This is a genomic window from Corynebacterium sp. HMSC08F01, from assembly GCF_001807545.1.
Classification (GTDB): domain Bacteria; phylum Actinomycetota; class Actinomycetes; order Mycobacteriales; family Mycobacteriaceae; genus Corynebacterium; species Corynebacterium coyleae.
In genome coordinates this window covers 44,511-54,784 of sequence record NZ_KV789289.1, presented here as the reverse complement: position 1 = coordinate 54,784, position 10,274 = coordinate 44,511, and the positions used below count along the sequence as shown (strand labels likewise).

General features: G+C 61.4%; 9 protein-coding genes. 6 read left to right on the top strand and 3 right to left on the bottom strand.

The features are described 5' to 3' along the window. Positions 1–79 precede the first annotated feature (79 nt). From putP to HMPREF3171_RS03090, 3 genes are read left to right on the top strand one after another with little or no spacing between them, the layout of a single operon-like run. On the top strand, positions 80–1,654 hold the full coding sequence (gene putP, locus HMPREF3171_RS03100; protein ID WP_070482745.1) for a sodium/proline symporter PutP: 1,575 nt from the start codon (positions 80–82) through the stop codon (positions 1,652–1,654). A gap of 6 nt (positions 1,655–1,660) precedes the next feature. Continuing rightward, on the top strand, positions 1,661–2,281 hold the full coding sequence (locus HMPREF3171_RS03095) for an HNH endonuclease family protein (protein WP_070482743.1): 621 nt from the start codon (positions 1,661–1,663) through the stop codon (positions 2,279–2,281). A gap of 16 nt (positions 2,282–2,297) precedes the next feature. Next, positions 2,298–2,783, top strand: coding sequence for a DUF2269 family protein (locus tag HMPREF3171_RS03090; RefSeq protein ID WP_070421817.1), 486 nt, complete (start codon positions 2,298–2,300; stop codon positions 2,781–2,783). A 70-nt stretch (positions 2,784–2,853) separates the two neighbouring features. Here HMPREF3171_RS03090 and HMPREF3171_RS03085 read toward each other — a convergent pair whose 3' ends face one another. The 3 genes from HMPREF3171_RS03085 to HMPREF3171_RS03075 form a co-directional block, all read right to left on the bottom strand. Beyond that, positions 2,854–3,882 (bottom strand): chymotrypsin family serine protease, encoded by a 1,029-nt coding sequence (locus HMPREF3171_RS03085; protein WP_141743322.1) that lies wholly within the window; start codon positions 3,880–3,882, stop codon positions 2,854–2,856. A 98-nt stretch (positions 3,883–3,980) separates the two neighbouring features. Beyond that, positions 3,981–4,796 carry a chymotrypsin family serine protease gene (locus HMPREF3171_RS03080; RefSeq protein ID WP_070482741.1) on the bottom strand — a complete coding sequence of 272 codons (816 nt, stop codon included), beginning with the start codon at positions 4,794–4,796 and terminating at the stop codon, positions 3,981–3,983. Positions 4,797–4,903: 107 nt separating this feature from the next. Then, entirely contained in the window at positions 4,904–7,045 is a 2,142-nt protein-coding gene (locus HMPREF3171_RS03075; protein WP_070482740.1) for a DEAD/DEAH box helicase, read from the bottom strand. A gap of 99 nt (positions 7,046–7,144) precedes the next feature. Between HMPREF3171_RS03075 and HMPREF3171_RS03070 the strand changes: the two genes are divergently transcribed. Genes HMPREF3171_RS03070 through HMPREF3171_RS03060 form a run of 3 tightly spaced genes read left to right on the top strand, consistent with a single transcriptional unit; the run spans position 7,145 to position 10,101 of the window. Beyond that, a complete protein-coding gene (locus HMPREF3171_RS03070) occupies positions 7,145–8,494 on the top strand; it encodes a CitMHS family transporter (RefSeq protein ID WP_070482738.1) in 1,350 nt (449 codons plus the stop codon). Positions 8,495–8,507: 13 nt separating this feature from the next. Next, positions 8,508–9,101 carry a hypothetical protein gene (locus tag HMPREF3171_RS03065; protein WP_070482736.1) on the top strand — a complete coding sequence of 198 codons (594 nt, stop codon included), beginning with the start codon at positions 8,508–8,510 and terminating at the stop codon, positions 9,099–9,101. A gap of 40 nt (positions 9,102–9,141) precedes the next feature. Beyond that, positions 9,142–10,101: a hypothetical protein gene (locus tag HMPREF3171_RS03060; RefSeq protein ID WP_070450190.1), complete on the top strand. Its 960-nt coding sequence runs from the start codon at positions 9,142–9,144 to the stop codon at positions 10,099–10,101. The last annotated feature ends 173 nt before the right edge of the window (positions 10,102–10,274 follow it).

Below are 10,274 nucleotides of genomic sequence, written 5' to 3'. Positions count from 1 at the left end.
AAGTTTTTAAGGATTATGTGCAACGTAGAGCACCCTTACGTTAAAGTGTGGCGAACGTTACAAGAAGATTGGAGAAACTATGTCAGAGAGTTTCTGGCTTGTCCTCGCGATCGTCCTCTACTTCGGTGTCATGGTAGCCATCGGATTCTACTCATGGCTACAGACCGAGAAGTACGACGACTACGTACTAGGCGACCGTGGCCTCAACCCGTTCGTCGCGGCGCTTTCTGCCGGTGCTTCGGACATGTCCGGCTGGCTGCTGATGGGCCTGCCCGGCGCGCTGTTCGTCTCCGGCCTCAGTGAGCTCTGGATCGCCATCGGCCTCTTCCTTGGCACGTGGGCGAACTGGAAGTGGGTCGCACCCCGCATGCGTGCGTACACAGAAGTGTCCAACGACTCGATCACGCTGCCGAGCTTCTTCGAAAACCGCACGCACGACCAGTCTCGCGCGCTGCGTTTCACTTCCGCCGTGATCATCATCATTTTCTTTACCTTCTACGTCTCCTCCGGCATGGTCGCCGGCGGCCGCTACTTCGAGTCCACCTTCGACGGCGACTACCTGACCGGTGTGCTCATCATCGGCTCCGTCACCGTGCTCTACACCTTCATCGGCGGCTTCCTGGCTGTGAGCTACACCGACGCTGTTCAGGGCACCCTGATGTTCCTGGCTCTGCTGATTGTGCCGGTGCTCGCGCTGTTTGCACTCAATAGCCCGTCCGACGTCCTCACGTGGCCGACCTCCCAGCCGTACGGTCCGTGGGAGAACGGTAACCCCGACTTCTTCAACATGGTCGCTGGTGTCTCCGCAGCAACGATTATCGGCAACTTGGCGTGGGGCCTTGGCTACTTCGGCCAGCCGCACATTGTCACCCGCTTCATGGCGCTGCGCTCCCCTGCACAGGCAAAGACCGCTCGCCGTACGGGCAGCATCTGGGTATTCATCTGCTTCGCCGGTGCAACAATCACCGCCCTGGTGGGCACCGCCTACTTCGGCCAGAAGTCCGCATCGGTGACCGACCAGTCCGGCTTTGAAACGGTCTTCCTCGACCTGGCTCGCATCATGTTCCACCCGCTGATCGCAGGTATCGTGCTCACCGCCGTGCTGGCGGCGATTATGTCCACGATGTCCTCGCAGCTGCTGGTCACCTCCTCGGCGCTGATCGAGGACCTCTACCGCATCTTTAAGAAGAACCCGAACCACACCACCCTGCTCGTGCTCTCGCGCACGATGGTGGTCGTCGTTGCCGCGATCGGCATGGTCATGGCGCTCAACCCGTCCGACACGATCCTGGGGCTCGTCGGCTTCGCCTGGGCCGGCTTCGGCGCCTCCTTCGGCCCGGTAATCCTGGCGTCGCTGTACTGGCGCAAGCTCACCGCGCCGGGCGCACTGGCCGGCATGATCGTCGGTGCTGTCACCGTGTTTGTGTGGGGTACCTACCTCAGCGACATCATCTACGAGATCGTCCCGGGCGTCGCCTTTGCCACCATCGCCATGGTCGGCGTGTCCCTGGCTACCCGCCCGAAGGAGGGCGTGGCAGAAGAGTTCGATGAGGCTATCGCTGCTACCGACTACGCCCTTGCACACCCGGACGCGACCTTCCAGGAGGCCCTTGAGGCAACCCGTGGGAACCAGGCAGGCTCAACCGCCGTCTAAGGAGGTATGCGTACCTACCTGACAATCCTGGTGATTCTCACCCTCGCGATCGTGCCGTTTCCCACGGCACGATCGCGTTTTTCTATCCCGACTCTCCCTCAGCGCGCGACTGTGCTGGGCTACGACCGCACCGCGTTTGGTTCCGGCTGGGCCATTGATGGCACCGGGTGCACGACACGCGAGCGCATCGTGGTCCGCGACCTTGACAGCACGCAATGCTCACCGGATATGCTGCCCGTCGCCCAAGCGCGTGCCGGCGCCGGCGCTACCGGCACCGACCCGTTTACCGGGGACGTGATGCGTCGCGAAGACATCGAGATCGACCACATCCTCCCTGTCTCCGCTGCGTGGGACCTCGGTGCGCACCGTTGGGACGACGCCACCCGCATCGCGTTCTACAACGATCCGCTCAACCTCATCGCCGTATCTTCCGCAGCGAACCAGGCCAAGTCCGACAAACTGCCCTCCGAGTGGATGCCGCCGAATCGCCGAGCCCGCTGCGCGTACGGCACCCGTATCGTGGAGGTGGCCACCCAGTACCGCCTTCCGTTACCGGCAGAAGATGTGAAAGTGATCAAACGTGCATGTTCCGGCGTTATGGGACTCGTCGCCAATCAACAACTGTGAGGTAGAGTAGCGCCATATGAATACATTGCTTGTCTTCCTGCACGTGGCCTCTGCCATTTTGCTGCTCGGCCCAGTTGTCGTTTCCGCCTCCATGTTCCCCCGCCAGGCTGAAGAAGCCCGTAACGGTGGCGAAGAAGCGATGGGTCGCGCGTCGGTGCTGTACCGCATCACGAAGACCTACGGCTTGCTTTCCGCGCTTGTTCCGCTGCTCGGCGGTGTTGTCATGTTCGCTGATTGGGCGAGCTACAGCACCAACTACTGGCTGCACTCGGCCATTATCCTGTCCGTGATCGCATGGGCGATCCTGCTGGCTATGGTGATCCCGCAGCAGCGCAAGATGCTGGGCACGATCGGTGCGCTCTCTCCCGATGAGGCCGATCCGACTGATGTCACCGAGGACTTTGAGAAGTCCAAGGCAAAGGCGAACGCTGGTGCCGGCGTGTTCAACGTGCTGTGGGTTCTGGTACTTGTCCTAATGTTCCTGCCGACGGACCTGTTCTAAACCTCCTCAGCGCAAGCAATCGCCCCGCATCCGCACCGCGCGGATCCGGGGCGATTTTCATGTGCGCAGGTTAGAGAAACTGCATCGCAACGGGGATGGCGGCGATCAAGATCGAGACGATGATGCCGATGATCTCGCCGGTAGACAGCGAGCTACTGCTTGTCGACGACCCCTTCTCCCCCTGGGCATCCTGCTTCGCACCCGGCTGGGTGCCTGCCTGGTTGCTCGTTTGGGTGCCCGGCTGCCCAGGCACTGGGGCCGGGGCTGGCTTCGTTGGCAGATTCGGCACAGCAATCGGCGGGCGTGTAGTGCCTGGTGTTCCGGGGTTGCCCTCAAACATGCTGGTGTCCAGCCCGCCTGCCTTGGCAAAGTCAATCTGGAACTGATAATCCGACAGCGTCTCGCCGTCGTGGATTGACGCGGCCCAGCCCACTGGTTTGCCCGTTTGCCTCTTCCCGCCAATCACGATCGAAGGTGCTTTGGTCTCTCCTAGTGCCGCAGCCGACATCACGCCGAGGAAGCCCCGTCCCGGTACCCACACTGGTCCGCCGGAATCGCCCTGCTGCCAGCCTTCGAGCTGCACGCCAAAGGATTCCGCAGACCATCCGGCAAACGTGCCGCACAAGATGTTGCGTGTGCCCATGTGGCTGGTTTCGCCGTGTGAGCAGACCTCGTCGCCGATCTTCACGTCGTCCTTGATCAGCACCTTGTCGCCGGAATACGAGTTACCGGCAATCGCCACACCGGCGTCCCATTCGATCCAACCCCAGTCGTTGTAAGGCAGGCGGGTGAAGTTCTTCGACGGGTGGAACGTGCCCATCTCTTCGCTAAATTCCATTGTCGCGCGGTCCATGAGGGACACACGCGCGCCCTCGCTGCCGCAGTGTGCAGCGGTGTAGCTCTTTCGGTTTGCCACATCGTTATAGCCGATGGTGCAGGCCCCGTGGCCCTCGATGTAGATGGCCTTGCCTTGCTCGACAACGGTCGGCGTTGCCGCGGTTGCAACCGCTGGGCTCAGCACCAGCGCGGCTGCACCAGCGGCGGCTACGAGGCTACGGACCTCGGTGTTCACCGTGGCGGCGAATCCCAATTTTCTCATTTGTATGACTTTCCTAGGGCACGGGTGACGCGCATTAGATTACCTGCTCACACCGCATCACGCAGGCAAATTCCACGTTCAATCGCACGGCGAAACACCTAGCCGTAGTGCAGCGACGCAGGACCATGAAAGCCAAGCCCGGTGAACAGGCGCAAGATGGTATCGATAACTGCCCGGATCCCCTCAGCGACAGGACCAGTCAGCCCCGGTAGGAACGTGTTCTGCGCCCACAGTCCGACAAGGCGCGCATCTGGTACCGGCGGACCGTCCTGCGGCACGACCCCGACGACGAAGTTCTTGCCTTGCACGAGCGGCAACTGACGCGAGGTCCACATGCTGGAAACCACTCCAACGAAACCACGACCGGGCACCCACATCGGCCCGCCCGAATCACCGGGGCGAGTCAAAGGTGCGTTAAGGAGAAACGTGTTATCCGCCGACCCGCCAAAAGAACCGCAGGTGCGTCCACCACCCGCATGCGAGGTTCGACCGAAGTAGCACACGGTCTCTCCCATTCGAATGTCGTTGGGGTGCACCCAGGCATCGCCTGTGATGCGGTTGCCGTCAAGGCGCACACCTGGATCCCACTGGATTGCAGCCCAGTCGTTACCCAGGTGGCCGTCGTACGCCCGCGAACGGTACAAGGTGCCCACTGCCCCGCTGCGTGCATTGGTAGCGGGGTCGACGATTTCCACCCGTGCTCCGTTCCGTCCGCAGTGCGCCGCAACAAAACTGCGGTGACGTGCCGGATCGTTGTAACCCACCGTGCACACACCGGTGCCATGCACCACTACAGATCCACCCTGCGTGACAGTGCGGGTTTGCGCTGACGCCTCCACTGGAAGCACCCCAACCCCAGCGACGAGCGCAATCACGAATGCAGCGATGGTGGACAACAGGCGCGGTTGAAGCATGAAGGCGTGCTCTCTTTACAAACAAAACGGGGCCACCCCGGCCGGGCAAATGCTTTCCACACTGTACCCGGTTCCGAGATGGCCCCGTGTCGTTGACGCGCTAAGAACTAGTCGCGATATCCACCGCGATCCCGGTCGCCACGGCCACGGCCGCCGTAACCGCGGTCATCACGGTCGCGCCCGCCACGGTATCCACCGCGGTCACGGTCACCGCGGCCACGGCCGCCGTACCCACGATCGTCACGGTCGCGCCCACCGCGGTAGCCGCCACGGCCACGTCCGCCACGATCACGCGGCGGTGCACCATGGTCACGCTGGATGTTGATCAGCTGACCGGAAATGCGGGTGTCCTCCAGACGGTCCAGTACAGCGCGGTCAAGGTTCTTCGGCAGTTCCACCAGAGTGAAGTCACCGCCGATGGTGATGCGACCGAAGTCCTTGGAGCTCAGGCCACCCTCGTTGGCCAGGGCACCCACGATCGCACCCGGGCGCACGTGCTGGCGCTTACCCACGTCGAGACGGTAGGTATCAAAGTTCTCGCTGTCACCACGACGACCACGACCACCACGCTCGCCACGATCAAATCGGTCACGGCCACGACGGTCGTCGCGGTCGAAACGATCGCGGTCACGACGATCACGACGGTCACGCTTGTCGCGCGGCGGCTCCTTCATCAGGAACTCGTCGCCAGCCAACGCCTGGGTAGCAAGCGCTGCGGCAATGTCATCCATCGGCACGTTGTTGGCCGCGGAGTACTCGCGCACCATGGTCTTGAAGATCTGCAGTTCAGAAGCCTCAAGCGACTCGGTGATGGAGTCCATGAACTTGGTCTTGCGGCTCTCGTTGACCTCGTCGACAGTCGGCAGTTCCATCTCTTCGATGGTCGCGTTGGTCACGCGCTCAATCGAGCGCAGCATGCGGCGCTCACGCGGAGTGACAAACAGGATTGCCTCGCCGGTACGGCCTGCACGGCCGGTGCGGCCGATGCGGTGGACGTACGACTCCGTGTCGTTCGGAATGTCGTAGTTAAGCACGTGAGAGATGCGCTCGACGTCCAGGCCGCGGGCTGCGACGTCGGTGGCCACGAGGATGTCCAGGCGGCCGTCGCGAAGCTGATCCACCGTGCGCTCGCGCTGCTGCTGCGGACTATCGCCGTTAATGGCAGCGGCGGAGAAACCGCGTGCGCGCAGCTTCTCTGCAACGTCCTCGGTCTCGTTCTTGGTGCGAACGAACACGATCATCGCTTCAAACTCGGTCACCTCAAGAATGCGAGTGATCGCGTCGAGCTTGTTGCGGTGCGCCGTAAACAGGTAGCGCTGGGTGATGTTCGTGTTGGTGCGGGTCTCCGACTTAACGGTGACCTCTTCCGGATTGTTCAGGTAGTCGCGCGAAATCTTGCGGATCGCGTTCGGCATCGTCGCTGAGAACAGCGCAACCTGCTTCTCATCCGGAGTGTCCTCGAGGATGCGCTCGACATCCTCCTGGAAGCCCATGTTCAGCATCTCGTCTGCCTCGTCAAGCACGAGGAAGCGCAGGTTGGAGATGTCCAGCGAGCCCTTCTCCAAGTGGTCGATGACGCGACCCGGCGTACCGACGATCACCTGTGCGCCACGGCGCAGCCCTGAGAGCTGAATGCCGTAGGCCTGGCCGCCGTAGATTGGCAGCACGTTGATGCCGCCCAGGTGATCGGCAAACGACTGGAAGGAGTCCGACACCTGCAGTGCCAGCTCACGCGTCGGGGCAAGCACGAGTGCCTGCGGGTGACGCTTCTTGGGATCAATCTGGGACAGCACCGGCAGCGCGAATGCTGCGGTCTTGCCGGTACCCGTCTGCGCAAGACCAACGACGTCGCGGCCTTCCATCAGCAGCGGGATGGTCTGTGCCTGAATCGGCGAGGGCTGCTCGAAACCGACGCGCTTGACGGCCTCTACAACCTTGTCTGGCAGGCCGAGGGTTTCAAAGCCGTTCTCCGGCTTTACCTCTTCTGCCTTTTCCTCTGCGGTATCTGCAGCGTTATCGCCGTTGTCGGACTCTTCGTCCGTATCCGCGATCTTTACCACGTTGTCTTCAATTTCAATGGCCGCTTCTTCTTGTGCGGCGCCGGTTACCTCAGAAATCTCCGCATCCCTGGTGTCCTCTACTACGGCCTCAACAATCTCGGCCGCGACATCCTGCGGGTTTTCCTGATTTTCCGACACATTCATATCCGGCTCGTTCTCGCCGCCGGTGGCGTTTTCGGAAATGCTCATCGCCTGCCAACACTACGGCATTACCCCCTCAATCTGCTATTTCAACGGTTTTTAAAGAATCAAACCCGCTTTTTCTCAGCAATCATTTAGTATCCAGCCATGACTTCTCCCCTCGCACTGACAGTGCTTGGCCTTGCCATCATCGTGGTGACGGTCGGCCTGCTCCTCAAAGGCAAAACCCATCCGATCGTCGCAATGACGCTGATCCCGATCGTCGGTGCGATACTCACCGGCGCAGGCGTTGCGGAGATTTCGGACTTCTACCTCGACGGACTCGACAGAGTCATGAAGGTCGTGGTGATGTTCATCTTCGCCATCATCTACTTCGGCATTCTTTCGGACGTCGGCCTGTTCGAGCCGGTGATTAAGGCGTTGATCCGCGCGACTCGCGGCAAGCCGATTTTGGTCACAATCGGCACTGCTGCCATCGCGATCGTCGCGCACTTGGACGGCTCTGGCTCCACAACATTCCTGCTCACCATCCCCGCGTTGCTGCCGCTCTACGAGGCGATGCGTATGTCGCGCTACGTCCTGCTCACGCTCGTCGCTCTGTCGGCGTCGGTGATGAACATGCTGCCGTGGGGTGGCCCGGTTGGCCGCGCAAGTTCCGTCATCGGCCCTTCCCCGAACGAGATCTGGGCCCACCTCTTGCCGGTCCAGGGTGTGGCCATTGTCCTCGTGTTCGTCGTTGCCGCGATCTTCGGTGTGATCGAGCAGCGTCGTACTGCCAAGCAGGCTGGCGACCACCCGCTGGTGGATGTTCACGCGGTTGCAGAAGACTTTTCTCGTCGTCAAGCAGAAGAGCGTGCAAAGTTGGAGTTCACCCAGCGCGGCGGCACGTGGGTGACGTGGGCAAACACCCTGATCACACTCGCACTCATCGGCGTGCTGGTTGCTGGTTTGGCATCGCCAGCATCCGCGTTCCTCGTCGGCACCGCGCTGCTCATGGCGCTAAACTTCCCGTCGCTCGACGATCAGAGCGATGCTTTGCGACGACACGCCCCCACCGCCCTCTCCATGGCCGGCGTCATCCTCGCTGCCGCAATGTTCCTCGGCATTTTGGACGGCACCGGCATGCTCGAGCAGATTGCACTGTCGCTGATCGCCATCCTGCCGGCGTCTGTCGGTCCGTACATCCACGTGATCATCGGTCTGCTCGGCGTGCCGCTGGATCTGGCAACGTCGACGGACGCGTACTACTTCTCCGTGCTGCCGATCGTGCAGCAAACCGCAGAGGCGTTCGGCGTCTCCGGTATGGGTGCAGCGTCTGCCATGATCGTGGGTAACGTCATCGGCACCTTCGTCAGCCCCTTCTCCCCTGCACTGTGGCTCGCGCTCGGCCTGGCGCGTGCGGAGATGGGCAAGTACCTGCGCATCGCCTTCCCGATCTGCTGGGTGTTCTCGGTGATTTTGGTGCTCGGTTCCTGGGCGGTGGGCGTCTTCGCCTAATAGGGTCGTGTGCATGAACACACAACGCGCAACGCCTGCAACAGCCCTCGCCGCTGCTTTTGTTGCCTCACTGGCGCTTTCTGCATGCTCCACCAGCGACGACGTCCAGGAGGCGGAACTGAACGAATCTTCAGTGGACCCCTCCGCACAAGCAACAGAAGCTGCCCAAGCAACAGAAGCTGCCCTCGTCGAGCGTGATCCCGCCGACTTCACAGAAGGCGGCGAGTACCCGGCGTACGCCGTGGAGTTCGAATCCAAAACCACCTGTTCGTACTTCCCCGCCGGCGGAGATGACGACGGGTATCTGGGGTGCGTAATCGCACCGGCTGGGCAGATGCCGCCCTTAGACATTGACAACAGCCAGGGCACTCCCGTTGACCGGTTGATGTGGGTGTCAGAGATTGGCTTTGCCACGACCCACGATGTCGGCGGCGGTGACGCACAACCCGTGGGCGACGTGCTTCACCCCGGTGAACAGGTGACCATCAGCTATTACACCTTCACCCACGGGGCCGACGGCACAATTCGCGGCGAGCGCGACAACTCCTGGTTTGAGATCTCCCCCGACGGGCAATACTCCTCCGACCACTTCACACCAGGGGCGTAATTCCCTATGAGCACCACGTGGTGTTCCTAAACTAGGCGGTATGCAGTTTTCCCGCGCACACCGCACCACATCGATTCTCGCCGCAGTACTCGTCACCGCCGCAACCTTGACCGGTTGCGGCGATAGCTCTGAGCAGGCCCTGCCTGAGCCAACCGTTTCGGATTCGGCACAAGACACCGAATCCACGACGACCGCTTCCGACGCACCGGAAACGTCGGCCGAGGACACTCAAGACAACTACACGGATGTCGATCCTTCGCGGTTCGAACACAATGTTGTTGGGCTCGACTCAGGGGTGTTCGGGTGTCGGATCGGCAGGAACCCGGATGACACTCCAGTGTTCTGCCAGGCCGCGTTCGTCGATCCGATTCCTCCCGTAGAGCACACCGGTGGCGATCCGAACACCAAAATCCCCAATGTCATTTGGTACAAGCCGGACCGCGGTGGATTCATCACCGCAGTCTCTCCCGGCTCCCAGGGTTACGACATCCAGCCGAACCATCTCAACGAAGGCGAGCGTGTCACGATCAATGACGTCGTGATCACCAACCTCAACGGTGGCGGTGTCCGCGTCGAGTATGGCAACGACACCTTCGAGGTCCACGACGGCGTGTACTCCCGCCCGGGCAAGACCCAGAGCATCACCGAAGAACACACGGTGGCAAAGGGCGAACAGTGCGGCACCTCCGACATTCTTGGCACTGAGATGGGCGTGTACGCCCTGGAGGACAACACCACGTGCGATGTCGCAATGATGACGCTTGAGGGATACAAGGAAGCCGCGAAGAACGGTGAGATCCAAGGCAGTGTGTCCGCATGGACGAATGAGAAGAACGGCTGGGGTTGCATTGGCCGTTACCGACTTGGCGACGACGAGGACCTTCCCGAAAACCGCAGAACCGCCTGCACAGATTCGCAGATGAACGGCGCTAAAGCGTTCGAGGGCTCAGGCGGCGTGATCCTGCTCAACCCCTCCGAAGCACACCGTCTGAAAAATTAATTTCGCATTTTCGCCCCAAACTCAAGACAGCCGTGTTATGGTTCTCCACGTGATGAACCGCAACGCATTTTCCGCCACGGCCGACCAGGCCGTCGCTTTCGCGTTGCCGAATACCCAGCCGGCCCGCCTGCATCATCATCTGTAGCGCGGTGTCGGCCGACTTTTTCGCCCCT

Coding starts and splice junctions, on each gene's coding strand:
- putP (WP_070482745.1), top strand. CDS start 80: ATGTCAGAGAGTTTCTGGCTTGTCCTCGCGATCGTCCTCTACTTCGGT.
- HMPREF3171_RS03095 (WP_070482743.1), top strand. CDS start 1,661: ATGCGTACCTACCTGACAATCCTGGTGATTCTCACCCTCGCGATCGTG.
- HMPREF3171_RS03090 (WP_070421817.1), top strand. CDS start 2,298: ATGAATACATTGCTTGTCTTCCTGCACGTGGCCTCTGCCATTTTGCTG.
- HMPREF3171_RS03085 (WP_141743322.1), bottom strand. CDS start 3,882: ATGAGAAAATTGGGATTCGCCGCCACGGTGAACACCGAGGTCCGTAGC.
- HMPREF3171_RS03080 (WP_070482741.1), bottom strand. CDS start 4,796: ATGCTTCAACCGCGCCTGTTGTCCACCATCGCTGCATTCGTGATTGCG.
- HMPREF3171_RS03075 (WP_070482740.1), bottom strand. CDS start 7,045: ATGAGCATTTCCGAAAACGCCACCGGCGGCGAGAACGAGCCGGATATG.
- HMPREF3171_RS03070 (WP_070482738.1), top strand. CDS start 7,145: ATGACTTCTCCCCTCGCACTGACAGTGCTTGGCCTTGCCATCATCGTG.
- HMPREF3171_RS03065 (WP_070482736.1), top strand. CDS start 8,508: ATGAACACACAACGCGCAACGCCTGCAACAGCCCTCGCCGCTGCTTTT.
- HMPREF3171_RS03060 (WP_070450190.1), top strand. CDS start 9,142: ATGCAGTTTTCCCGCGCACACCGCACCACATCGATTCTCGCCGCAGTA.